This window comes from Galliscardovia ingluviei, assembly GCF_014635685.1.
Lineage (GTDB): Bacteria > Actinomycetota > Actinomycetes > Actinomycetales > Bifidobacteriaceae > Galliscardovia > Galliscardovia ingluviei.
In genome coordinates, this window is sequence record NZ_BMDH01000002.1 from 348,450 (window position 1) to 374,011 (window position 25,562).

A 25,562-nucleotide genomic window follows, 5' to 3' on the forward strand; every position below is an offset into this window, starting at 1 on the left:
GTGCTTACTTCTAGCAAATCTATCCCAACCTCTTAATATTCAGCGCTGAATCTCCTGAAATCCCTCAGTCTCTATAACATCAGACTCTATGACCCTTAAACTCGCGCAGACTGCTATAACCCTTGCGCAGTAATCACGATAAGCACTGTGCGGAAGATAATCTTCAAATCAGTCCATAGTGAACACTTAGTAATGTATTTGAGATCGAGCTCAACCCATTCATCAAAACTAATTTTGTCGCGATGCGGCTTGATTTGCCACAGGCAGGTCATTCCTTGAGGCACGAGCAGACGTTGCATTTGATACGGCGTATATTGCGCAACTTCGCGCACAATCGCAGGACGAGGACCTACTACGCTGAGATCACCGCGTAGTACATTGAAAAATTGTGGAAGTTCGTCGATAGAAAGCGCACGAATAATGCGCCCAACTCGCGTAATACGGGGATCATGCTCCATCTTGAACACAGGACCCGTTTTCTCATTTTGCGCCTTGAGCTGCTCTAGAATCTCTCCAGCATTGGACACCATAGAACGGAACTTATACATCATGAAAATGCGTCCGCCCGCACCAACGCGGGGTTGCCGGAAGAACACAGGTCCTCGAGGATCATCAATTTTGATAGCGATAGCAATAATGATAAACAGCCAAGAAAAGACAAGAATTACAGTAAGCGCAAAGAGAAAATCAAGAATTCGCTTGGCATAGCGATACGCTGCGCGATGTTCTCGCAAGCGCTTAACCGCTACAGCAATATCCTGACGAATTGGTCGAGGTGATAAATTGATACCTACTGCAGAAGAGGGCTCACAGTCGATTGTTTCGTCATGAAAGTCATGCACATCATACACTGAATGTGCTGATGACGAATCAGCTCTACAGTGAGCCATAATCAATACCCCCGCTCCAGTTGGCGTATTCTCTCCATAGTTAAGTCATATGTCCTGTCAGGGTTCCAGCGCCTGTACATACCGCCATGCATATACTTTCTTCGCGCATCGCCTTTTTGTACACCCATAATGTACAACATAAAGTGCACAAATACATTACAACCGTAAAAGCGTGTACTGACAGACTATCAATTATTTGTTATCTTGCCCAAAATATGATATAGCACCTTATTATTATCGTCTACTATCATGCCATATTCCAGACTTACAACGAATATTCATATTTACACATAGCCTTAGTTTTATAATATGTAATTCTTAGCGTACGACGTTACATATTGCAACATTAATCCGACCAAAAGAAAGCATAGCGTCAGCTTTTATTAATATTTAGGAAATCCATTATAAATCTGAAATACCCATGTACACACAAAATCCTCTCTACATATAGTTTTTCTATATTAGACCTTATAGGAAGGAATATCTGCATATCGGCAAAGACACAAACTCATAGGTATTTCTTCATTACTTTTTCTGCAATAGTTTCTTTTTTAACAATGATATATATGGTACAGTCTGCTGTAGCTGTAATGCACATACTATTATCACTGCAATAACATTGAATAATACTCTACATGGCAACAGTAATGTATTTACTGCTGCGAGCACTATCATCGCTATTTGTGTCAAACTAAGCGATATTCTGTTGATAAACACTGGAATAATCGTTTGTGCATGAATTACTCGTAATATCCACGTCATCATCGCGCTTATTGCAGATGCAATACAAGCACCAATAGCACCCCACCAGTTGATAAAAAAGTACGTACATACTATACACAGTATTGCGCCAACTAATGTTGTAATAAATAAATATGTTGTTTTCAAACTTGATGTATATACTGACCCCCAAAAAGAGTTAAGTGCCATATAATAGAACGCAATAAGTAATGTCGGAATGTAAATCCATCCTTCATAAAAATCATTCTGCAGTAATATATGTGCAATATATGGCGAAAAAACTATCATTACAGAAACACATATTGTAAGAAAGGCATTATACACAGTGAATATTGCTTTGAAAAAGTCTACCTTACTATTGTGCTTGTACTCTTGAAATGCAGATAAACTCCATGCTTGGTCAAAAATTGATGTAATTAGCGAAAGAATACTGGGAATTTTTGCTGCTGCAGCATACATTCCAGAAATACCGATACCGAGTATTCCAGTAATAAAAAAGCGGTTGATATTCTGCGTCATCCACCAAGAAAGCGAATTAGGGATTAATGGTAGTGAGTATATCAGCATATTTTTAGAAATATGTCGAAACTCACCTTTTTGCACTCTAAAATAGCGATATAGTCTACCAGCAAAGCAGTAATACAAACAGGCAACGCCATTGCCAAGAGCAAGTGAAAAGAATACGCCACGAACGTTATATCGGAATACGATAAGTGTCACTAGCACAGCGAGTATGTTGGTCACAGACGAGAGCACCGATGCTGTAGCCATAACAGAGACTTTTCCGACACCTCGCGAAATATTAGAAAAAAGTGTCTGGAATGCGATTGCAGCATAACACAACAAAAACCATCCCTTATAATCTCCAAGCCCTCCAAAAAAATGTAAATCCAAAATAGGAAGGCATGCAGCTACGATACCGCAGCTCAAACAGGTAAACCCGAGTCCTACAGTAGCATATATAGTCTGATTTTGCTTATCTTCAATACAATATCGTAACACTGCATCACACACAGAAAGGGTAGCAAGTGGCAACACCATCAATATAACGGTATTGAGCATATCAACAACACCATATTCAGCTGTTGAAAGCTGTACTGTATACAGTGGGATGAGAAAGAAGCTGATCAGTTTAAGAGCAATATTACTAATCGCAAATAACCCTATATTCCTTATGAGATTGAGATACCGATTCATTGATTACTCTTAAACTGGTTCTTCCAACGTTCTATATTCTCAACTGGTAACACAATATTGGTTTCTCTATCTTCACGAATAAGCGAAACCATACAATCGCGTAATTGAGCTCGCTGTACTGTAGGCAAATTCGTGTCCACAGCAATATCTCGAGCCCTATTATCAACTTCGACAATCATGCTTCTTATACCATTGTTGAGACAGTATATTCCACAATGAAGTCGTGTACCAAAATAATCAATTTCATGATGTGTGGAAACAAATTGTTGTAATCCTTGAAAACCACCATGAATAAATTGAATATTAGGTGGCAAATGAAGCGTTTGGACTTTTTTCAGATCTTCGCTTCCTTGTATCCATAAGTACACATTTTCGTATTCACTACACAGTGTTGTCAACATATATTGATCCTGCTGGGAATCAAATTCATAGTCTGTAATCGTCGTTAGAACGTCACGCTTCTTACTGGTAGGAATTGTCTTGCAAAATTCAGGGGTCAAATCCCACATCGTTACACAAGATGTGTTAACGACATTTGCAATACCTGCTTTTTGCAATTGTCTAGCTGTATTACTGTCTCTGACCGAATGCACCCACTTCGGAGTAAGTATAGTACGTAAAAATTGCTGGGTGGGTCTATTAAAGGTACTCACATACTTAATATTTGAAATGCCTACAGCTAATAGCAAAACACTACGATAGTAAAACTTTGGATCTGCTGGTAAGGCAAATGAACAGTATATATCACTATACGCAGAGAGCGCATTAGTGCCGCATAATATTTTTAATGCATTTTGTTGTTCTTCATCGATTGTGCATGTAAAGCCATGCTTTGGAATCCGATAAAACCCATAATTTGGCCATAAGCGAGTCAGCTGCTTATTGGCAAAATACATAATAATTTCATCACCTGCATTTTTCGTCCCTAGTGATGCATCAATAAGCGCAGGTGGCATATGCAGTTCGGGCTGTACTGTTCGTAAGCGACCATATGTGTTGTACCTTATTGAACGAACTTTATTAGCCAAACGTAATGGAATATATTTAGGATTCATGAACATTCTCCGCATCTGTACGGTTACACAACTGAGTGAAAGTGTACAAACATGTATGCATAATGCTTACAAATTAAAAAATAAAGTACCCATTCATTCCCCAAGTACAAACCGCAGCTTAAGAGCACGCAGTACTTCTGTCAGTATCAGTGCAATACAACCAAAACCAAAGAAGTTAAGCACGAGCATCAGCGCTGGCGGAATTTCTGGCGCAAAAGCGAACGCAGTATATATCATTGGAGAGTGCAACAGATAAATCCCCATACTATCCTTTGACAGGAGTTTAGCCCACTCACATGTCCTTCTTGGAATCAAGACAAACAACAAAATTATACAAGATGCAGATATAACAATAGAGAACAGCACAGAACGGTATACATAATAATTCAGAAGAACGCATGTGATTAACAGTGCAGAGCTAATAATGCTCACGTATAAAGTATTGAACCTCTCTTGATACACGTGGATAAGGTATCCTTCAGCAAAGAATGGAAAATACTCTACGACGCTTCCTGCATACGAAGGAATATGCCAACCTATGCATTGCATGGCAATCATTATGAGGCTTAGTATCATAAAGACTGTTGAAATTTTTTTATCATCACAACTTTTCAGTATCCAAATAGTCAAACCACAACCGCAAAATATTAGAAACAGCGTGGGAAGAAACCATAAATGTCCACTATCAATGCCTAAGAGTATATTAACAATAATTTTTACTATTGATTCATTTTGATATGCTTCGTAATTGCTCAGCAACCGAAATGGAACCATCCATAACAAACCAATAATGAAAAAAGGAATGAGCAATCTTTTCACTTTTTTACGTAGAAAAGAACTCAAATTATCATATCGTTGTAGCGTAAAATAGAGACTATATCCTGCTATCGCAATAAATAGCGGCATTTGTATAACGTTAATTACTGCTTTTAGTGAATCGAAAAATACAGAATGCTGATTGGTCTCGTATAAATTCCATGAAGTTGAATACAAAATAATGCTATGCCCTAAAACAACTAGGGTTATGGCAAGTGCCCTGATATTCATCAGCCTATTTTCAGTGAATCGTTGAATCATAACTGTTATCCCAATTCTCTCTCATAGAACATAATTCGTATCTAGCTTCGTCAGTATTGTACTCATCAGTATGTAGTTGCACTACACTTATTCAGGTTTGCTAAATCCGTAACAAACTATTTATTCTCGAGTTATACAAAGCTCTGATAATATCCTCGCAAAAGATAATCCAGAGACAGTTCAGTAAAGCTAAATAAACATTGCTTAACTATCTCTGGATTGATAACTGCGCACAATCTTTGGTCCTCAACAAACCTTAGATTATGAAATTATGTATACTGCTAACGCACTGAGCATTGAGGTACTACGCCATCAATCATCGCTCCTTGTGTAATTGATACAACGTCACTATTTACATAGTAATGCTTATTATTGTTGGTATCCCATTGAGTGCCATTAGTAAACGCTACATTAACTTTAGCCTGTTCAGGATTGTCAATAACAATCTTATACCAGCCATCGCATCCTTTTGTCATAGCAATGTTGTGCCGAGCTACTTCGACTGTACTGTATACTCTATAATACACTTTCACAGTTTTCCAGCTTGCATTTGGCTTATACCAGACAACTGTCTGTTTTTCACCATCAGCGCTTGGATTAACAGGATCAACCGAGCAATTCGGAGCTTGTGTAGTAATAGAACTATTTTGGATAGTGATAGTATCCCCTGTCACAAAATAATTCTTTCCTTTATTAGTATCCCACTGAATACCATTAAAGAATGCCACGTTAACTTTTGCGCCTTTGGTGTCAGAAATAGTGTATGAGTACCAACCATCACAAGCTTTCTCCATCGTAATACCATGCCTTGCGATTTGAGGATCGCTATAAATACGGTAATACAGTTTCACATTCGTCCAGCTCGCACTTGGCTTATACCACACAGTCATCGGCGTTGCTTTACTACTCTGAACAGTTACAGTGATTGAAGCACTCTTGCCATCAGCAGTTGCCGTAATCGTTGCACTACCTTGCGAAGTTGCGGAAATTGTACCGTTACTAGTTACATTCACAACTTGTGGAGCCGAAGAGGACCATGTTACGGTATTCTTTGTTGCATTAGTGGGATTCACAATTGCGCTCAACTGAGTACTGGCGCCTGACTTCATCGTGAGTTTACCGCTTGCGATACCTTCACCAATAATGCTTACAGATTCCACTGGGATTGAGCATGGAGCATCAGCCGAGATAGCACCACCATTAACCACAATAGTTGATCCACTGGCCTTGTAATTCTTGCGACTGTTGTTATCCCAACGTCTGCTGCCATTCGTGAATACGAATGTGAGCTCACCCTCATTCATATCCTTAATAGTGGCCTTTACCCAGCCATCGCAAGCAGCAGTCATTTTCTCACCGGGGGCAGTAGTCCAAGTCTTGCCATCCTTGCTGTAGTGAATGAACGTAGAGTCTGCTCCAAACACGGTATTTGGATAGTACACTGTGGTATCTGCAACCTTTTGCACTTCGCCAGTAACCGTAATAGTAACGTTTGCACTCTTACCATCAGCGGTTGCTGTAATCGTTGCAGTACCTGCCTTGAGCGGTGTAACTAATCCAGTTGCACTTACTGTTGCCACGGCTTCATCAGAAGACTTCCAAGCAACGTTTGCATTTGTGGCATTATCAGGCTTTACTGTTGCATTTAATTGCAATGCAGACGCGCCTTGTGATAAATCAAGTGTTGCTTTACCAGCAGCTACGCCATTGCCTGAGATTGCAACAGATTCCACTGCTACCGTTGTATTGCCACCAGGCGTTTCACCAGTGTCTCCACCGGTTTCGCTTCCAGTATTATCTCCTCCAGCACTACCTTGCTTACCAATGTACGCCATAGTAGTGGTCAGGTTATCAAAATCTGACTTCTCGAAGGAATTCTTTTCCTGGCTGCCTGCAGCATCGTCTAGGGCGGCATTGTCGTTCATTGCCATGTCATATGGCAATGCATCCATACCGGACTTACCCATAGTAGCTACAAGTTCAACACCTAACCCCTTTGACTCAATGTCAGCTGCAGTAATACCAAGTTCACTGAGCGGAATTGCCATCTCATAATGGAAATCCATGGTAGAAGAGTTGTGACCCTTGGTGTTGAAATCAACCCAGCGAGCGCTGTCATTGCTGACATCACCAATGACGCGACCATTATTCTCGCCGTAGCCTCCGTCAATACCTTTCACCTGCTGGCTCAGGATACCTTGACCATAACCAAACTTGATACCAGATGCTTTGGTATTCGTCTTAGCATTAGCTGCAGGACCATACATTGCGTTAGCGTTCAAGCCTTTCGCATCGCCGCCATACACCCATGGACCATTGGCACCATTAGTAGAAATAGCCACGAGCTTATTTACTGGCTGCTGCCATGTAATACCCGTATCCCAGATAGTGCCACCCGTGCTTAAGCCTGCGTTCTTGCCTACGCGAGTTGAACTATCGCCGGTGTTGAATGCGACAAAGAATGGCACATTCATATTTTGGAAGAGTGTACCTTGAGTTAATGGGTAGTTATCATTTGGAGCGACTACGTCCTGCACATTGGTCATTTCCCACATGAGGTACGCATTATTGTCATCGTATGCACCATAGAGTGTATACAAGTCAATAGGCACTTCATACATGGAATTTGGACGATAAACGCGAGGGTCATCATTCGCAGCGCCCTGCGCAATAATCATGGAACTATCCCAGTCAGAGACGCTCTTATCAATAGTGATAGTCTTTTTCTTGCCAAACCCAACAGTATTAGTCTTATATTGTTGAGCGAGTTTCTGCTCAGGCACAGCCTGCTTTGCAAGCTTAATAGTATTGCTAATTGCACTACCATCCGTGCTGTTCGTAGCCTTGACAGTGACAGTAATAGTGTCACCAATCTTTGACTTCGCGCCAACAGTAATGGTATCGCCATCCTTGAAACTGCCGCTTGCACCTTCGGATGTAGAGTATGTGGCTCCAGTCACGTCCTTAGCGCGGAAAGTTACTGTAGTAGTGTCGCCAGTGAAGCTGGCAGCGCCCTCTGCATACGCATAGCTTTGTGCAACAGGTTGGCTTGCTTGATCTGCGTTATAGAATACGCTTACCGCACCGCCCTTTACACTACCTTGAGTAATCGTGCCACCAGAGACGGTGATAGTACCGCCACCAACTTCATCCTTGTATGTGCCGTCATCAAGTGTGGTCTGTGTACCAGAAAGGTTTGCATCTCCTCCCATATTGGCAATTACTACACCATCATTAGCTTTACCATCCTTGGCATAGCGCTCAACCATCAGGCAAGAGTTGCTACCACAATTGCGCAGATATTCACTCTTCCCATCCATGGCATTACGGAAGTGATTTACGGCGACTACAGAAGGATCCTTCCACATATCATCGCCTGCATCACCGAGCTGGCTTTGCTCAGCGAACTGTGGGTTACTGCCACCAGATCCGACAGGACGATTGAAGTATAGTGGTGCGCCAGCTTTACGAGAGCCTACTAAAGCCCAGCCCATCTTTAGTTGGTAGTCATTCAGATAAGTGGATTCCTTATCACTATTAGCGTAGTTATCATGGGATTCTACCCATGTCACTAGCTGGTCATCTTTTGCACCGCCATTACTAATATTGCTAATTTGACCAGCGCTTAAGTTGGAGCTACGAATTGCTGCACGCACGGTCTTACCGTAATCAGAAGCCGTATTGCCGCCACCGTCATGAGAGTACTTGGTAAAGATATCGGCGTATCCCTTGTAGTTCAGACCGCCATCACCTTGTAGCACTTCGCCATACTGGTATTGGGCACCATTTTGCAAAATAGTATCCCAGTATACGGAGTGACTACCAAGCTCATCAGGAAGCTCCACATGCTTTGCAGCGTCAAAACGGAAACCGTCTACGCCGTCATTTACTGCGCGCACGAGGAAGTCTTGCATACGATTGGCAGCGTCCTGATTTTGAGTGTTGATATCCCAAAGGCCTAACAAATGACATTGCGTCACTTGCCAACGATTGCCGTAATTGATTTGTTCACCATTAGGTCCAGGACAGTTTGTACGTGCATGGAATAAGTTCTTGTCCTGCCAAGAGGGATCGATAGCATTCCAATCAGAAGTGAAGTGATTTGCTACCACGTCCACGATGATACGGATACCATACTTGTGTGCCGTAGCGGTCATTTCTTTCAAATCATCTTCTGTACCAACTACAAAATTTCCAATACTGGAGCTTGCTGGCTGATACACGTAGTACCAATTTTCAGCAAACTTCTTACCGTTTGCTGGATTGGTTTTAATATGGCTCATTGGCTCGGTTTGAATTGAGGTGTAACCAGCCTTAGCAATCTCTTCCATATGGTTGGTAATAGTCTTGAATGACCACATCCAGGCGTGAAGGATTGCACCATTCTTCATTGATTGCGTCAAACCATACTTTTGCCGCGCCTGCTCGAATGTAGCATTACCCACAGTATCAGCATAGCTATCGCGCTCAGTAGTGGCAGCTGAAGCAGTTTGAGCGCCGAGTACAGCACCTCCTGCAAGAGTGGCTACGGATAGCAAACCTGCTGCAATACGAGTTAACAACTTTGGTTTGCTACTTGTATTTGAATTATTTCTTGACATACGAGACTGCTTCATTGCCGATACGCATCGCTGCGAAATCTGCATCGTTGAAGATCGTTTTGCATGTCGAGCATTAGTTGGTTCTGAATGTTGACCAGCCATTATACTCCTCTTCATCTTCACTACGCATGCTGCTTCTTTGCAAGCGTTGTCATTATATTTAGTCGTATTTTCACCTATGAAAAAATACGACTAAGATACAAGTATGGCACAAAAAAGTTAGTTATATCACTATTTTTAGGATTTTTATGAGTTTTTTGAAATGTTAAAGCTAACATTTTTTGTAGATTATGGGTCTACGATTTATCAGGTTGTATTTCTCTTTTTACGCAACGTTTGCAAATCGTTGCAATCGTTTGTATCTCATCTGTTGAGCTTGGTTGCCGTGCTCTTATTACTCAAATAATTAAATGAAAACACTAATTTCAAAATATGAGACAGTGCGATTGTTGTGTGATTACAGGATTCCGATTACATCGATCCATAAAGTATTATTTCCAGTTGCAAATCATTTCAAAACTATCAATAAGTTCTTCTCATAGTAACTACTTATTTCTCAAATTAACCAACATGCAACTATGCCTGTCTCAAGGTTACCGACTAGCCCAAACCCTCAATTATCTAACTATTCCATCGCAACTAAATTTCCAGCCTTTTTCTCATCAACCAAATTAACTATTAATAGAATTAAGCATACACTTCCTCTCTATACAGGTGTGCAAATAAACTGGTTTACAATATATCCGTGATTGATTTAGTTAATAGTCTAAGTGATATACTTGGAGTTAGCTCTTTTGTTCTTCTTGCTATATATTTACTTGCAAAATATGGAGATAAAAGCATACGTTTAAAAAACATAATTAAACAAGCGGAAGATGAGTTCAACAGCACCAATTACACTCAGACGATCAATGAAAGTTTCTCAAAACGCTTAGGAATAGACCATAAAGAACAGTTAGATAGAGAACTATACCTAGCCAAAGATGAGTATCGACATATTCTTGCTGCGCAATTAAAGGGAGAAAGAACCTACACTAGAACATATCGATGTGATTCTTATATCATAATTAGCAGCTTACTTACTGGAGTTGCTTTATTGTTCGCAGTTTACTTGATAATAAAAGATCTCATCCAAACTGCTATTATAGGTATATTCTTATTCCCAACAATTCTCGTACTGACAATATTCAGTTATTCTTTTCAAACTCTTACAGCTATATATATTTCTACATTCGCATATTTACCAATCTTTTTTATACAACGAGATACAAACCATGACCAAAAAGAGGAACACTTTACCCAACGATGTGCAAGCTCTGCGCAAGAAAATATAAATTCAACAAAAATACTAATTTCAACGATATTACTAGTAATACTGGTATATTGTTTCGCAAACTATATGGATAAAAAACTGTACATATTGAGAGAAAAATCTACCGGTAAATTATCTTCTGTACTTCTCCATAAACAAGCCGAACGAAAATTCGAAACTTTTTTAACATACACCTGTAGCACAACTTTCTTTATTTTAAGTTATATCTACATATATCACAATCCTACAATACCTATATTATCAGCGTTGATATTAATACTGATAATAATCGATGCAGCTGTATTTTTCGTCATGATAATTATCATGCCTTATGAAGTATTGGACTGGGTATCAAAGAATAATGCATAGATTCGTAACAATGGAGGGAGATAAATAATAAATATTTCCGAGTATTTAAACCACACCTCGCTCCTGCTTTTTCATTCCACTTTACATGTACTTATGCATGAATTTCGATGGCACGACATCGATTTTCTCCTCTGGCTATTGGATAGCTTCGAGCACCATTTGGCTTCACTACTTCGACTTGTAGCGTAATATTTTCCACTAGGTACTCAATTCGGGGGCAGTTCTTCACCCGTAATGCGTCAAAACATCACGGGATAAACTGATCAAGCTGACAATTTTCCAAATCATCACCTCCTGCAACACTGCATCAGTAATCATGCAAATAGTATCCGAACTCATTTGTACTCCTAGCGTAGACGCTAAGTGATGTTGAATATCACGCACCGTTATCCTACCGGCATACAATGAAGTAACCATTCATCAAGATCACTGAGTCTACGCGAACCCTGAAGCACCATCTGCGGGTTAAACAATCCCGCCCTATCACGAAGCATCGTAACAGTAAACGGGACATAATAGAATCCATCGTCTTTGAATAAAACCCATTACGGTAGTTAGTACCATCATAAGACTGTGTCTTCTGCACGCAATCGTAGTGCTCATAACCCAAATGAGCATCCATTTCAGCCTACAATCCAGTATTAATAGACATCTACAACAGGCCACACATCAAACAAATTGACATCAACAGCGAAATTGACAACTCACTGATAAGCTTAGCTAACCCCGACAGCCTTCGATACGTCAATATGCTTCTTCACTGACATCACAGTCATTGTACGTGAAACTCCCTATCAAATAGAGCCCCACACACAATGCAAATGTTTCGAATGGCACAAACTCCGGTTGTAAACACCATTCGCAAAATCTCAGGTATGCAACACCAGCCATGGGCAAAACCTTTGTAGCGGAAAACCTAACCACTAAGATCTCTATTGCAGTCTGCCCGATTGCCTGTTCCAACACTTGTAGAGATAGTTCCCCGCGCATCGTGGTGTCGCATACTCGGCCTACAACTGACCTTATAAATCCAGTGATTTGATGATTACATATACAGATGCACATCCAAGTGCGGAGCGCTAGTACACAATAGCCACTTTATCAACTTACCCATCAATCAGTATTCCTAATCATTAATCCCATTACACTTGTCAAAAAGCAGCCTCAAACGATTTACAAAATGCACTTTATTTGAAATATATACACGGAATATAAGTAAAATATGAGTTTCGGTCAAAGGAGAATCATACTGGGGTAAGTGTATGTTTATATGTAGCATTACGGAGTTTACTATGAGGTGCTCACCATGATTAAAACAATTCGACTCAGAGACTGTGCTACTTATTCACCAGAAGGTGTTTCTATTGAAGATTGTAAAAAAGTCAATTTTATTTATGGACCAAATGGAAGTGGAAAAACTACCATTAGTAATTTCTTACATAATCCGAGTAGCTCTCAGTATAGTAAGTGCGAAATAGAATATGAGAACAGTGCTGAAGCAGATATTCTTGTATATAACCGATACTTCCGCGAAAAGAACTTAGTAGAAAATATTCCCGGTGTCTTTACATTAGGTCATGACACGATTGAAAAAACTCGGGAACTTGGCGAGTTGAAAAAGAAAAGATCAGATAAAAATAATATGATCGAAAGGCTAGCTAATACTCTTAAAGAGAAAAAAGAAGAAAAGCGGGGATACGAAGACGAATTTAAGGATACTGCTTGGCTTGTTATATTAAAATCCAACGAAAGCGACTTCCAAAGTGCCTTTAGCGGGCTGCGAAACAATAAGAATAGTTTTCGAGATGAAGTGCTTCGCCACTATAAATCTCTAGATATATCTAGCGAGACAAGAGAGAAACTCGTACTTCGAGCAAAAGCTGTGCTTGTAAATAATCCAGAAAAATACTCAAACATTCCATTTTCATCAGATTCGCTTACTAGAATACTCTTTGAAATTGAAAACTCAGATATTTGGAAAAAGAAGGTTATAGGCAACAAGGATATTCCAATTGGAAAGCTTATTGAAGAGCTAGATATAGCTAACTGGGTAAGCCAAGGAAGATCACATATCAGAGAAAGAACCTGCCCGTTTTGCCAACAGCCAACCATAACTGATGAAATAAAACAACAGCTAGAAGCCTATTTTAGCGGAGAATACGAACAAGCTGTGAACCAGATAAAGAGCTTTGCGGATCAGTACGATTCTTATAGCAAGAATTTATTGGAGCAAATTATTGCCCTTAAAGAGAAACTCATCTCCTGTCCAGTCGCAGGGATTGACACAAACGAACTTGAAAAATTAACTAATTCACTAATCTACCAGATTAGCAATAACCTGGTAGAAATCCGTTCCAAAGAAAAAGAACCCGGAAAAATCGCCTTACTATCTGATACATCTAAAATCATCAATTCTTTATTGGAATTAGTTAGCGTTGGAAACTCCAATATTAACAAACATAATGAAATAGTTGATAACCATAAAGCAGAGAAAGAGAGACTTATCAATGATATTTGGAATTTCGTATTGCACGAAAATAAAACACTGATTGATAGATACTTGAGTAAAATTGATCAAGCCAGTAAGGCAATAGATAGTTTACAAAACAAACTTTCTAATTGTGCAATAGAGCTAAAAAAGATTGAGAAAGATATAATTGATGTTGAAAATGGGATAACTAGTATACAACCGACTGTCAATGAAATTAATCGTTCATTACAAAATTTCGGCTTTACAAATTTCAGAATTGTCCCTTCTGATGCAAAAACAAATACGTATCAGATACAACGACAAGATGGCACTCTCGCATCTAGTACATTAAGCGAAGGCGAAGGCACATTTATATCATTCTTATATTTTTTGCAGCTCGCAAAAGGGTCTATCGATGCTTCGAAAGTCTCCAATCGTAGGATTTTAGTAATAGATGATCCGATTAGTAGCCTCGATAGCACAGTCCTATACTTTGTTAGTTCCTTGGTTAAGAATATAATAAAAGATGTACGTGAGGGAGGATCTGAGGTAGAACAGATTTTTATTCTTACCCACAACGTATTTTTCTATAAAGAGATCGCTTTTATCGACCGAAGAGCAGACGAGTGTAATGATATACATCATTGGATTCTTTGGAAAAACAATAACATCTCAACTATCAGGGCATATGGTACAACAAATCCGATCAAAACATCTTATGAATTGCTGTGGGAAGAGCTAAAGAAGAATGAAGATGCCTCTATTATCACAACACAAAATACCATGCGGAGAATATTAGAAATTTATTTTAAGGTCATCGGTGGGGTATCAAATGATGATATCTTGGAACATTTTCAGACGATTGAAGAGAAAATGACATGTCGTTCTCTAATAAGCTGGGTCAATGATGGTTCTCACACTATTCCTGATGATCTGTATGCTAGCAGCTTCGAGGATTCAATAGATAGATATAAGGAAGTATTTAAAAAAGTATTTTCTGAAATGGGTCATAAGGCTCATTACGAAATGATGATGAAAGATAAAAAATGATTACATCCGGTAAAGTTCATTGACACTATTAACATCGACTACAACACTTAAAAACGTCCTATGTCGGGGGATTTATAATTCTAATAACTATGGATCTCAGCACTCTTTCATCTCGGGCTTACGGGTGTATAGGCAGCAAGAAATCCCTGGGCGAAAAATTGGAGGTTCTTTGATGCCTATATACCTGAAAATATCTACTGCTTGAAGTAGTTTGCTATCATCACAATTCCTATAAGCTAGAATCGTAATGATATCTGGTATAGGATTTCTTCTTTATGCAAAAATTTTACGAGATAATTCAAAACTTCCCGGGCACTTTTCGTTCTCGTATTGAGACAATAGATTTTGAAATATTCTCACTTAGATTTTTCAGAGATCCTTCATCATCCGAGTAATATCTAATTATTCTTTGCATACTAATATCAAACGGGTATGAACCCCTATCAGACGATATAAGAATAACATCCTTCCCTCTGGCATGGGCTAATCCAACTTCATAGTATACATTTGGATTAGCTCCTGTTAAGTCAGCAATAATAATTGCCGAACTTTCAATAAGATCGTATATATCTTGTAAGATGCTGCCTGGAGTACATATCTCATCAACTCTTCTACACTCAAAACCTTGATCTACAGCTGCCCCATGAATATGCTCATATACTGGATCCTTCATAGGCGTCGGAAGTCCTTCTCGGAATGGCATCATCAATGCAATTTGTGATTGATTAATTTTCATATCTGAGAACTGAGGAATATCTGTTCTATCTGCCGAGCTTTTTGGAGTATTGAGCTCTCCCAGTTTTCGATAAGGATCACCTTTTAATATCTTCCAACGGGTACGACCACCTAAACCAAAAGATAGCTCAGGACCATCACAAAAGTTAACAATCAAATCTGCAGGAAACGTTGTGACTACAAATCGTAATTTATTATCATACTTTGAAGAAATATACCCTATCTGTGCCATCGCATTCTTAACATTTATAAATTCACGAGTTGTAATGGTAGGAAGACTAACTATATAATTCCAATCAATTTCACCGTTACTATTTTTAAGCGATTCATCAATTTCAACTTGTCCATCAAAGATTCTCTCTACGGGGAATGGGGACTGTTCATCTGCCCTTATTATAAGGTTATAGAATTGTTGATTCACTCGAAAAGCACCAGTATCACTCAGGATATTCTCGCATCTAATGAATTGTTTTTGCTTGTCTACAGATTCATCATCAAAAAATTACATTTGTAGTAATTGAGCAGCTCTTTTACCGCAAATGAAATCTCCTCATCAGAAGATGAGTAAATAGAGTGTTCTAAGGACTTACCTTTCGAAAGATCTTTGACCCTAATTGTCCTTCCAAGCACCCCCGAAAAGAATCTATCAAAATCAGAATCCGAAAAATCAAGTACATACCCACCCTGTACGAAGAACCTTAGTAGAGTCTGTTTCTCCGCAACACTGAAATGATGCACATATGACATTTATATCTCTCCTTTGAGAACTACCCGATTCTGACTTTCTAAGCATACAACTATTTACACACCGTTTATAGTATTTCTGGTTTTTACGTTTGATGTTCAAGAAATTTTAGTCTCATAAAATTTGCTAGTTACAATGTCATAGTTGGCAAGCACCCGCTTATATAACAAAGCATTTCGTCGTTACTCTGATACGGTTGTTATATAATCTCAGTATGAAGAAGCAAGCTGAGGACCGCATACAAGATCATCATCGATTTATCGATGAAGCCGGTGACATGACATTTTTTACAAAGAAACATGGTCGAGAGATATCTGTCATTGGCGATAATGGTGTATCACGTTGCTTCATGATCGGAATGGTGCATGTAAAAGAAGACTTGCATGATGCTCGAAGAAAAGTCATGGATTTCTGTTCTCGAATTGACCGTAACCCAGCTTTCCAAAAGTATGAAAGCGTCAGGAAAAGAACGGAACGTGGAAACAACGGGTTCTATCCGCATGCCAGTAAGGATCCAAACGACTTACGGCTTAGGTATATAGAATATCTGATGTCCGAAATAAATTTCTCCGCACAAATTGTTGTCGCAAGAAAAATTCCAGATATCTATGTCAATAAACACCACAGGAACAATCAAACATTGTATGCGGATGTAATGTCACATCTTATCAAGGATAAAGATAAAATTGATCCACTAATTTTGGATATTGCAGGTCGAGGAAGTAGCACTTCCAATACAAACTTGGAACAGGCTGTTCGAATTGCACAAAAACGTAGCGTGCGAGGTAAGATTCCCCGTGTCTTAGATAATCAAATTAGATTTAATGTGCAGCCCTTTGATCACGAATTGCTTCTCTCTATTACAGACTACTGCCTTTGGACCGTTCAGCGCGTCTATGAACGTGGAGAAGATGAATATTTTGAGATGCTCAAGTCAAAAATTAGTCTCGTGCTCGATTTATATGACAGCACTAAATATGATAAAAATAAGAACTACTATACTAGAAGGAATCTTCTATCGGCAACCGCCGTTGGATTTGAGTCTTGGGAAAAACCGCTCTGGAACGAATGATTGCCCTTCACATTCCTAGTTACCTAAGGGGTAACACAGCGTGGAGCTGACTTTCAAAATGGAAAGGCAATGTACTTCTATTATATGTATAATTTTAAAAAAAGCAAATTGCACTAAGAGTAAAAGCTTAGTGCAATTCTGATTTTAATGCAAGTTACAACAGTTTGTCTCACACGTGAACATTCTAGATATCTATTAATGTCTACTTAATAAAGACACATAATTGTTCCGCAAGCAAAATCAAATTTAAAAAGAGAAACACTCACCTCTCCCACCCTGATACAGCAAGACTCTTTCATCAAAGGATTCTTCAACTCTTCAAAAAATATACATACCCTCAATCATCAGCAAAACTCTAGGATTCTTTGCACTAATTCACGCTCATTACACTGCATTTGAACTACAAACTTAGCGTAGTTTTGCCCGTCACTCGGTATTACTAAGCCAAGCTTTACAACCTGGGTATCACTCCGAGGCATAATCGTATTATTGCGTTCATAAGTATTTCCTCTACATACATATAAACGGTCCAATACTATTCTCTGTCCTAGAACTGACTCTTCACTCTTTTGAGGGTATATATACAAACCAGTCTTTGCTTCGAAACGATATATATGCTAATACCTGCTGGTAATCACGACCATAAATATGATCAACTGGCTTATACTTAGCATCTGCAACTACATGGTTAAGACTTCTAATATCTTTCCCATCAACGTTTTTCTCGCCTTGAATGCTCCTAGCTCTACTAATAAAATCTGGATAAACTTCACCCACTTCCGAGTCTTTACCTTTGGCAGTATGTACAAACAAATGCTGCTTACCCTCTTTTGATTTATTTTTTGGATGATGAAAATACGGACTCAATAGTTTATTCAAATATTCTTCCCAAAGCCATGCGCCATCAAAAAGGATTCCTATAAGCTGATCATTTCCAGTTCCAAATTGGTGCTTGGTATGCCGTAATATTGATAAACACAATTGTTGCAACTGAACATATTCTTGATAATATGCATGTGTGACAGGGTGCACAACGTTTTCTCGAATAATTTTGTTCCTATCATAAAAGTTATACGCCTTTGTTACTTCAACAATATGTTTGACCTCAGGTTGCACACGGTTGAGAATATTACAAATCTTCGGCCTACCTTTTACATACTCGACAGTATGACGTATCAATTCTGTCAGTTCATTATCATAGGATAATTCTCTCCGACTATATGCAATTTTCCCAGTATACACCGTATTTCGCTTGATATGATTGGCAATCTCGATGGGTCCTCTGATATTTCCATCGTTATACATGCGATGCTGGTATCGTTTAAAACCCCCTTTTCGTAAAGCTTGCTTCAAGTAATAAGGAAAAAGGAATAAACTGAGTTCAAAGAGCATCTCATTCTTATTGCCACTGGAAAAAGATTTACACTGTTTGGTAAATCAAATACTTTCTTGAGCATATATTGCAAGAAATTATCAGCTTGTTGGTCTTCTCCCATATCTGAAAATCGAGAAGTAATAATCAGCCATTCATCAGCATAGCCAAGAAATCCCATAATATTATATGTCTTAAAAACATCTTTCCCACTATGGACTATCTCGCGCAATACTACTCGATTATTATCAAGATCCTCGGATTCTTTAGGAATTTCTGGAAAGATAAAAATACCTTCCTGTTCAAGTTTGCTTAAATCCTTATTAACAATCCGTTTGACAAGCACACTTATCTCAGAAAGAGCCGATTTATCAACAGAAGTATTGTCTGAAATTCTGTATGTTCTCATACACGTACTCCAGTGCCCATCGCTAACTCTTTTCACAAAACTCTAAATCTAAATCGATGCATCATTCTTGATCTCATTCAACCACTTCTTTATCATATGCTGCCTTAAGAATAGTCAAATTATCCATTCCATCATCAGTTCCTTGTACATATTCGCGAAGCAACGGCTCTAAATAGTCTTCTCAAAGCTCATCCGCATGAAGTGCTCCCAATTTGCAGAAATACGCTCCACCAATGTGATAAGAATCATCTAAACCGTCTATCGTAGAAATTGCGTCATTCAAATTCTTCATTCGCTGTTTAGCTTCATTAGCTGTACTATCACTTAGTTTCTTAAATATCTCTTCCTGACAATCATTTGCCTTAAGTTCAATAAATCTAAATCTCCTGCGCATAGCAAAATCAAATGTATCGACAGACCGATCAATATCATTCATTGTGCCGATAATATAAACATTCGGGGGAACATAAAAACGTTCTTCCTCACCATTATCAGACATATTTGAATATTGAGTGGTGACCGACCCCTTTTCGCCCCTATACTCAGGATCAATAGCAAAGAATAATTCGCCAAAAATTTTGGAGATTTCACCACGATTAATTTCATCTATAATAAAAACATATTGTTTAGAAGAATTATTCTATAACCTTCTTATTGCCACTATCCCTCACACTTTTGTCACACAAAAACATCCAATTCATATTTCGTTAAACAATCTGATACATAAGTGATAGAATTATCAATCACCGTATTATTCATTACTTTTTATTGAGCCGCGAGAGGAGGAGCAATGTCTACATCTGTAGAAGTATCTGTTTCTCCTCAAGTTTTGCAATGGATCAGCAATATTGGCAACACAACTGCTTTGGATGATATACATCTAGCAAAACTCGATATTGCGCAACACCCAAATCCGAAATTCACATTTGACGACATCGTCGCACTCAGTAAGAAACTACAAATTCCTTACGCATATTTCTTTTTCGATAGCCCAGTTGATGACACTCCTGAACTTTTTGCACATCGTACTATAAAAAACAAGGATGTATCTCAAAAGCCTTCTCGTAATTTGGTAGATCTTGTTTATGAAATGCAGACTCTGCAAGATTGGGCTCGTCAGGATCAAATCGACCAAGGTAACGATAAATTGGCATTTGTAGGTAGCGAAAATTCTTCCGCATCGGCATCTCGTATTGATGCCTCGATTCGAGAAATATTAAATATCGACACGCAATGGTACAGCACCCCAGCAGTCAGCACTCCGAATGCTGCGTTCAAATATTTGCGTGACAGAATTCAACATACTGGAGTGATTGTCATGGTGAGTGGAATCGTTGGCAGTAATACTAGAAGAAAACTCGACCCAAATGAGTTTCGTGCCTTCTCGCTCATAGATGACTACGCCCCTCTCATCTTTATCAATCGAAACGACGGACCCGAAACAGCACGATTATTCTCTTTAGTACACGAATTTGCACATATCTTGTTAGGTAAATCTGAGCTCTATAATGCCTCAAACAGTGATTTTGCGCATAACTCGTTAGAGGCACTTTGCAATAATGTCGCCTCGGAAATTCTCATGCCTGACAAAGAATTCGATAATATCTGGAATGAGCAAGCTCTGCAAATCACTAACAACGCACGATTGAAAGATATGGAAAAACCAGATTTAGATAGCATTATTCGAAGTTTGCAAAAGGTATTTCCACTTTCTTATTCTGCTATAGCTTTGCGTGCCCTCTCTCATAAGAAAATTACACAATCCCAGTTCGACGAGATTCAAAAAGAAGCAAACGAGCAATTAGCGAATTTTGACGATAAGCATCATCATGCTTCTGGTGGAGATTACTATAGAACCTTCCACAGCCGTTTCGACAGTAGACTTTTCTCTCACATAGTCGCCAGTGTGCAAGAAGGTCGTACATCTTATGTTGATGCATATCGACTTACACATACCACTGATAAAACTTTTTCTAACCTAGTGGAGGGCTTGTGATGGATTCTACAAACGTTTACGGCGTTGTAGTTGAGCAACCGCCACTGTTAGAGCCTAAATATTACATTGATACAAACTGTTTAATTACGCCAAATAAAGACTATTACAATCCAGCATTTTCAATGTCAGAAACATTCTGGAAGACACTGAAAGAACTCATTGAAAGCAGCACCGTCGGAATAATTAATCAAGTTTATGACGAGGCAATAAATACCCACTCAGCAGAGTTACATAATTGGTTGGAAAGCATACAAAACTGCGTTATTCACCCGACTCAACGCCCAGCTATCATTAACAATTACAGAAAAGTATTAAGTTTCATACGTTCGAGTGAATCTGGTTACCAAAATTCCGCTTGGCACGACTGGGTTAGGACCGATAGAGATATTGCTGATCCTTGGCTTATCGCCTCCGCAATGACCTCTCATGCAGAGTTGATTACATTTGAGCAAAAACAAAATGAGCAAGATCAGCCATGGAAGCATCTTAAGATTCCAACAGTTGCACAGCATTATGGCATCCACTGCGTTACTTTATTCGAATTCATGCGAAAAACTCAGCAATTCTAAAAACAGCTTGACGAATATTCTTTTCAGTAATTCATGATTAGAATAAGTATATCTGATACCCCCATCCACCCTTAAACGGAAAATAATGATGCTACGATCTTATGAAAAAGAAGCTGCAAAAGCTATATTAAATTCTCCTATTGCGACACTACATAAAACTGAGATAGAGCATCCCAAGTGGTATCACTTCTTTACAACAGCAGCAGCACTGACTTGGGCAGATAGCTATGATTCTGAAAAATATAAAATTGCAAAGAACGCACATCCAATAATCTCTAAAATTCCACCCACGGCGCATAGAGTATTTTATGCACTACTCACACTCACTACCGCAGTGCTAATCTTAGCAGTACCTATTTTGAGCGTTATTTCTGTTTTTTGTCTTTCCCTAGATTTGCTTGTAATACTCGTACTGCTTCCCCTGATCGCTTTGCTTTACAGCGATGCCCCAGAGAACACAGCTGAAGCTATTATACTGAAAATAATAAATAAAATCGTAGTTGTCATACTACAATTTTCCCGAATTTTAGTTTTTCAATTTTTTGCGTTATATATCATAATGTACGCAATCTTAAATGAAAGAGTACTTGATCCAATATCTATAGTTTTCATGGTTCTACTTTTAGGCATTGGTTCTATCATCTTTAACAAAATTCTTTCTATAAATCCACTAACCATAGGAGTAACCAGTAAAAGATTCTTCGTATTTTTTAAGGTAATTAATCCTGCGTTCCTTTCAATAGTTCTCTTCCTTTTAGCAATATATACACAGGTAAACGAAAACATACTTACCATGAGAATTGTCAATACAGCAGTTCTTGTAATTCTTGGGGCGATTATTGCTATTCCCCTTACTCAATATAGACATGTAGAAAAATCAATATTAACATTGATACGAACAATTCATAGCAGTCAAATTAATCTTCAAACAATACAGCACATTAACCATGATCCATTAGTTGATAGCGCACTCTCACTCGATAATTTATTTGCAGAAAAAGTATTTGGAGCAAGTGTGCCCAATACTGGAATGTTTTTATTAGAGACTCGAATTAATATACTCCTGTATTTTGATAGTATCGCGCACGCTCAGCGAATGAATCAAATACACTATCGTGAAACAGCCAATAATAATTCAAACCTTAATATTCATTGCAAAATCCTAGAGGATTATATTACGCTACTGATAGCAAGGTACGTCAAAAATGACAAGTATCAAAAGTTATTAATGAAACAAACCCAACGAGCTTATATAAAATTGCAGAGTGTTCCTGTAGAACAACAGATTAAGGATCTCAACTCTTTCCTATACAACATTGCCAAATATTTGCAATAATCCCCCTGTATGTATTGCTTACTCACCATCAAGCAATTTATACGCCATGGATACCAAATAGCCTATGCCACGCATACTCTAGTACAATGGATTCGAAGTCAAGCTCATTCAAAAATATAAAGCCAAAATCATCAGAATAGATAGGAAGAAATCTTCCAAATATGGATCTCATCACTCAGTCCTCATACCTAGCTATCACCACAATTGTCGCGGTAAAAATATCACTCAAACAAGTACTTATTACCTATTTGCCATTTTGGATTTGTGTCACTGGCGTAATCTCAATATGGGGAATTTATCGGCTTCTCGAAAAGGAAAATTCCTCATCTTTACAATATGGATTTAATACCTACATGACACTTGTTGAGGTATCTTCGCATTTTTGGGAGCCGAAACGAGTAACACGCTTTTTCTCATACGCAATTTTCCCACCTGCTCTTATTTTCTTCCTTCAAGCGGCTATACTCTCAAGAGAGTCTACCTCTACTGCAGTAATCTTCTGGACTTTGCCCTGCACTGCATTCCTCTACTATTTTCCTACACAACTTATTGCCTGTATTCACGAATACTCTTTTTCAAGAAAACTCTACCGCCTTGGACTTACTGTCCTATTCCCTCTTCTTGCTCTACTGATTGCCTATATTTCATCGATTGTAGATTTTTCAGACTTTGCTCCTAGCTTTACGGGCACTGTTGACGGCTTATGGGGAATTCTATTAGGCGCATTAATTGTTCGGTTTTATATACAGACAGTTGCAATAAAATCTTCTGATTCTAATAAGCAAACACACATTCTTCCTCCTATCGAACAAGAACGGTTTGTGCAACGTATCCTGAAAAGCAAACGCTATATTGATACAAAATTTGGACCACTTATTAGCGAGATGTGCGAAAAATATTATGTCAACCCATATATCTTTCAAGCAATACTCATTTTTGAAAACTTGAATAGACCCGTTCTAATTCGGAAGCTTGAAAATATTTTAGTACGATTAACTTCTCAGCAAATGACTGTTGGAATTGCGCAAGTTATGTCCTGCACCCCGCTAACAGATTCACAAAGCATCATTCGTGCAGCACAAATACTCAAGGCGACTGCAGGAAAACAAAGCGAAAACGAGATAAAAGCAATCGCATATCACTATAATCAGTCTAACGAGTACAGCAACACTATATTTGCAATTACAAGCATACTACTTGAATATGGAGATCATATTAATATCGGAATACACGCTGATGAGTAAGCATACGTCGGTAAGTAAGCATGGAATCCAGACATTAATAAACCCATTATTTTCCGTGAAACTGTTTAGGCCTGATTGGTTCAGCATATTCTGCAGGAAGAGGAATGTTATACAACACGAGCGTATCCTGTAAAACCCTATCTAGCTGACCATTGCCCCTTCGAATCCAATTATTACCTCTCGCATCAGTAAAAGTAATCTCAAGTGAGGTACGCACATGCATACCACCGCCATCAGTACCTATAACTTGTCCCCATAGCCCCGGTGGCAACGTTGCAAACAAAGTACGTCTCGAATAATACTCTCCCTTAAAATTTCCCCTCATTTCGCCATAAATTGGCGGACCAGCACCCACTAACCCAACTTCAGAAATAATCACATTATAAATTGGTAAACCGCTATTATTACTAACAATAAATCCCCGTGGAATGCTGTACTGATCTGCATGCTTAATACCATCAAAAGCAGCATCTTCCTCAAACCAAACTGCAATTTGCTCTGCTTGACTACGTAGTTCTTGATCTTTTACACGTTGCAACTCAATATCAAACTGCTTTTTATTTTGCGCATTGCTCCATAGAGCAGAGATCAACGTGCCAAGAGTAAATAGACTTATTGTTGCCTGAATAATAAGGTTCAGTATTTCAATATCCAGCTCCATCTCAACTTCTCCCCTCTAGAATTACTAATTTCTCTCCAAATCGCCCTTATGAACAATCTTAAACAACTGATTTCCCTACTATGACCAGACCTTCCTACAACTATTCGCCTTTGAACATTCACTCGTATAGCCACGATTCTTATTGCTCGTAATGTTAGTATATTTCGCTAACAATTGTCAAGTTCGTTTTAGTATTAGATTATTAGTTGACGTCTAATAAAAAAGCTGGATAGCGAACTATCCAGCAAAAACTTAATCACATACAAAAACATTTCAATTCACGCTATGCTTCATAGCGACAAAGTACATGTAAAAATGCACTCTCGGCAAGTGCCTAGAAAACCGCTTGCCATAACTTTTCACAGAAACAACCAGATCCATTCCCCCAAACACAGCGAATAGCACCAAAGCCGCATCTGACAGTTCTCAGACTACCAAAAAGCTTGCATATTAGCCACTTAAGATAGGAAATGCCGTCTGATTCGCGCACAAGCTATTCAGTGAGGTCGCATCGCAATAGCATGATCCCACATAGCAAAAAATCCAGTGCATTAGCACTGGATTAACTCGTACCCCCGGAGAGAGTCGAACTCTCGTTGTCAGATTGAAAGTCTGATGTCCTAACCGTTAGACGACGGGGGCGACAACTCGATTAAAGATA

Annotated in this window: 17 protein-coding genes, 1 tRNA gene and 1 pseudogene; 7 read left to right on the forward strand and 12 right to left on the reverse strand. The window is 38.8% G+C overall.

Annotated elements, in window-relative coordinates; genetic code table 11:
- Positions 1-113: 113 nt before the first annotated feature.
- The 5 genes from IEU85_RS05610 to IEU85_RS05630 form a co-directional block, all read right to left on the reverse strand.
- Positions 114-890, reverse strand: coding sequence for a sugar transferase (locus tag IEU85_RS05610; RefSeq protein WP_188355248.1), 777 nt, complete (start codon positions 888-890; stop codon positions 114-116).
- Between the two features lie 525 nt (positions 891-1,415).
- Entirely contained in the window at positions 1,416-2,828 is a 1,413-nt protein-coding gene (locus IEU85_RS05615) for a lipopolysaccharide biosynthesis protein (RefSeq protein ID WP_188355249.1), read from the reverse strand.
- Positions 2,825-3,883, reverse strand: a complete 1,059-nt coding sequence (locus IEU85_RS05620; RefSeq protein WP_188355250.1) for a polysaccharide pyruvyl transferase family protein — start codon at positions 3,881-3,883, stop codon at positions 2,825-2,827. Before IEU85_RS05620 ends, IEU85_RS05615 begins: the two co-directional genes overlap by 4 nt.
- Before the next feature lie 93 nt (positions 3,884-3,976).
- Positions 3,977-4,930 (reverse strand): acyltransferase family protein, encoded by a 954-nt coding sequence (locus IEU85_RS05625; protein ID WP_229714779.1) that lies wholly within the window; start codon positions 4,928-4,930, stop codon positions 3,977-3,979.
- Between the two features lie 311 nt (positions 4,931-5,241).
- Positions 5,242-9,663 (reverse strand): carbohydrate binding domain-containing protein, encoded by a 4,422-nt coding sequence (locus IEU85_RS05630; protein ID WP_188355252.1) that lies wholly within the window; start codon positions 9,661-9,663, stop codon positions 5,242-5,244.
- A 643-nt stretch (positions 9,664-10,306) separates the two neighbouring features.
- On the opposite strand from IEU85_RS05630, the gene IEU85_RS05635 reads away from it, so the two are divergent.
- Positions 10,307-11,242, forward strand: a complete 936-nt coding sequence (locus IEU85_RS05635) for a hypothetical protein (RefSeq protein WP_188355253.1) — start codon at positions 10,307-10,309, stop codon at positions 11,240-11,242.
- A 250-nt stretch (positions 11,243-11,492) separates the two neighbouring features.
- On the opposite strand, the pseudogene IEU85_RS08695 reads toward IEU85_RS05635, so the two are convergent.
- Positions 11,493-11,966 (reverse strand): annotated as a pseudogene (locus IEU85_RS08695) (transposase); the annotation flags it as partial.
- A 582-nt stretch (positions 11,967-12,548) separates the two neighbouring features.
- On the opposite strand from IEU85_RS08695, the gene IEU85_RS05640 reads away from it, so the two are divergent.
- Positions 12,549-14,762, forward strand: a complete 2,214-nt coding sequence (locus IEU85_RS05640) for an AAA family ATPase (RefSeq protein WP_188355254.1) — start codon at positions 12,549-12,551, stop codon at positions 14,760-14,762.
- Between the two features lie 298 nt (positions 14,763-15,060).
- On the opposite strand, the gene IEU85_RS05645 is transcribed toward IEU85_RS05640, so the two are convergent.
- A complete protein-coding gene (locus tag IEU85_RS05645; protein ID WP_188355255.1) occupies positions 15,061-15,918 on the reverse strand; it encodes a TIR domain-containing protein in 858 nt (285 codons plus the stop codon).
- Positions 15,919-16,456: 538 nt separating this feature from the next.
- Here IEU85_RS05645 and IEU85_RS05650 point away from each other — a divergent pair.
- Positions 16,457-17,314 carry a hypothetical protein gene (locus IEU85_RS05650; protein ID WP_188355256.1) on the forward strand — a complete coding sequence of 286 codons (858 nt, stop codon included), beginning with the start codon at positions 16,457-16,459 and terminating at the stop codon, positions 17,312-17,314.
- A 561-nt stretch (positions 17,315-17,875) separates the two neighbouring features.
- Here the strand turns inward: IEU85_RS05650 and IEU85_RS08700 are convergent.
- The 3 genes from IEU85_RS08700 to IEU85_RS05660 all read right to left on the reverse strand — a co-directional run bounded on the left by IEU85_RS08700 (position 17,876) and on the right by IEU85_RS05660 (position 19,708).
- The gene (locus tag IEU85_RS08700; protein ID WP_229714780.1) at positions 17,876-18,706 is read right to left on the reverse strand and encodes a 5-methylcytosine restriction system specificity protein McrC; all 831 of its coding nucleotides are present in this window, start codon (positions 18,704-18,706) and stop codon (positions 17,876-17,878) included.
- Positions 18,664-19,095 (reverse strand): McrC family protein, encoded by a 432-nt coding sequence (locus IEU85_RS08705; RefSeq protein WP_229714781.1) that lies wholly within the window; start codon positions 19,093-19,095, stop codon positions 18,664-18,666. Before IEU85_RS08705 ends, IEU85_RS08700 begins: the two co-directional genes overlap by 43 nt.
- 181 nt (positions 19,096-19,276) lie before the next feature.
- Positions 19,277-19,708 (reverse strand): AAA family ATPase, encoded by a 432-nt coding sequence (locus tag IEU85_RS05660; protein WP_188355358.1) that lies wholly within the window; start codon positions 19,706-19,708, stop codon positions 19,277-19,279.
- A gap of 177 nt (positions 19,709-19,885) precedes the next feature.
- Here IEU85_RS05660 and IEU85_RS05665 point away from each other — a divergent pair, with 177 nt between their 5' ends.
- From IEU85_RS05665 to IEU85_RS05680, 4 genes are all read left to right on the forward strand, one after another.
- Positions 19,886-21,091, forward strand: coding sequence for an ImmA/IrrE family metallo-endopeptidase (locus IEU85_RS05665; protein WP_188355257.1), 1,206 nt, complete (start codon positions 19,886-19,888; stop codon positions 21,089-21,091).
- Positions 21,091-21,660: a DUF4411 family protein gene (locus tag IEU85_RS05670; RefSeq protein WP_229714802.1), complete on the forward strand. Its 570-nt coding sequence runs from the start codon at positions 21,091-21,093 to the stop codon at positions 21,658-21,660. The genes IEU85_RS05665 and IEU85_RS05670 overlap by 1 nt, the downstream gene beginning before the upstream one ends.
- A gap of 85 nt (positions 21,661-21,745) precedes the next feature.
- Positions 21,746-22,996 (forward strand): hypothetical protein, encoded by a 1,251-nt coding sequence (locus IEU85_RS05675; protein ID WP_188355259.1) that lies wholly within the window; start codon positions 21,746-21,748, stop codon positions 22,994-22,996.
- A 161-nt stretch (positions 22,997-23,157) separates the two neighbouring features.
- Entirely contained in the window at positions 23,158-24,240 is a 1,083-nt protein-coding gene (locus IEU85_RS05680) for a hypothetical protein (RefSeq protein WP_188355260.1), read from the forward strand.
- A 46-nt stretch (positions 24,241-24,286) separates the two neighbouring features.
- On the opposite strand, the gene IEU85_RS05685 is transcribed toward IEU85_RS05680, so the two are convergent.
- Positions 24,287-24,901 (reverse strand): hypothetical protein, encoded by a 615-nt coding sequence (locus IEU85_RS05685; protein WP_188355261.1) that lies wholly within the window; start codon positions 24,899-24,901, stop codon positions 24,287-24,289.
- Positions 24,902-25,471: 570 nt separating this feature from the next.
- Positions 25,472-25,543: transfer RNA gene (locus tag IEU85_RS05690), tRNA-Glu, on the reverse strand.
- Positions 25,544-25,562: the final 19 nt, after the last annotated feature.

Coding starts and splice junctions, on each gene's coding strand:
- IEU85_RS08705 (WP_229714781.1), bottom strand. CDS start 19,095: ATGAGAACATACAGAATTTCAGACAATACTTCTGTTGATAAATCGGCT.
- IEU85_RS05670 (WP_229714802.1), top strand. CDS start 21,091: ATGGATTCTACAAACGTTTACGGCGTTGTAGTTGAGCAACCGCCACTG.
- IEU85_RS05610 (WP_188355248.1), bottom strand. CDS start 890: ATGGCTCACTGTAGAGCTGATTCGTCATCAGCACATTCAGTGTATGAT.
- IEU85_RS05680 (WP_188355260.1), top strand. CDS start 23,158: ATGGATCTCATCACTCAGTCCTCATACCTAGCTATCACCACAATTGTC.
- IEU85_RS05615 (WP_188355249.1), bottom strand. CDS start 2,828: ATGAATCGGTATCTCAATCTCATAAGGAATATAGGGTTATTTGCGATT.
- IEU85_RS05675 (WP_188355259.1), top strand. CDS start 21,746: ATGATGCTACGATCTTATGAAAAAGAAGCTGCAAAAGCTATATTAAAT.
- IEU85_RS05625 (WP_229714779.1), bottom strand. CDS start 4,930: ATGAATATCAGGGCACTTGCCATAACCCTAGTTGTTTTAGGGCATAGC.
- IEU85_RS05630 (WP_188355252.1), bottom strand. CDS start 9,663: ATGGCTGGTCAACATTCAGAACCAACTAATGCTCGACATGCAAAACGA.
- IEU85_RS08700 (WP_229714780.1), bottom strand. CDS start 18,706: ATGCTCTTTGAACTCAGTTTATTCCTTTTTCCTTATTACTTGAAGCAA.
- IEU85_RS05640 (WP_188355254.1), top strand. CDS start 12,549: ATGATTAAAACAATTCGACTCAGAGACTGTGCTACTTATTCACCAGAA.
- IEU85_RS05665 (WP_188355257.1), top strand. CDS start 19,886: ATGTCTACATCTGTAGAAGTATCTGTTTCTCCTCAAGTTTTGCAATGG.
- IEU85_RS05620 (WP_188355250.1), bottom strand. CDS start 3,883: ATGAATCCTAAATATATTCCATTACGTTTGGCTAATAAAGTTCGTTCA.
- IEU85_RS05650 (WP_188355256.1), top strand. CDS start 16,457: ATGAAGAAGCAAGCTGAGGACCGCATACAAGATCATCATCGATTTATC.
- IEU85_RS05685 (WP_188355261.1), bottom strand. CDS start 24,901: ATGGAGCTGGATATTGAAATACTGAACCTTATTATTCAGGCAACAATA.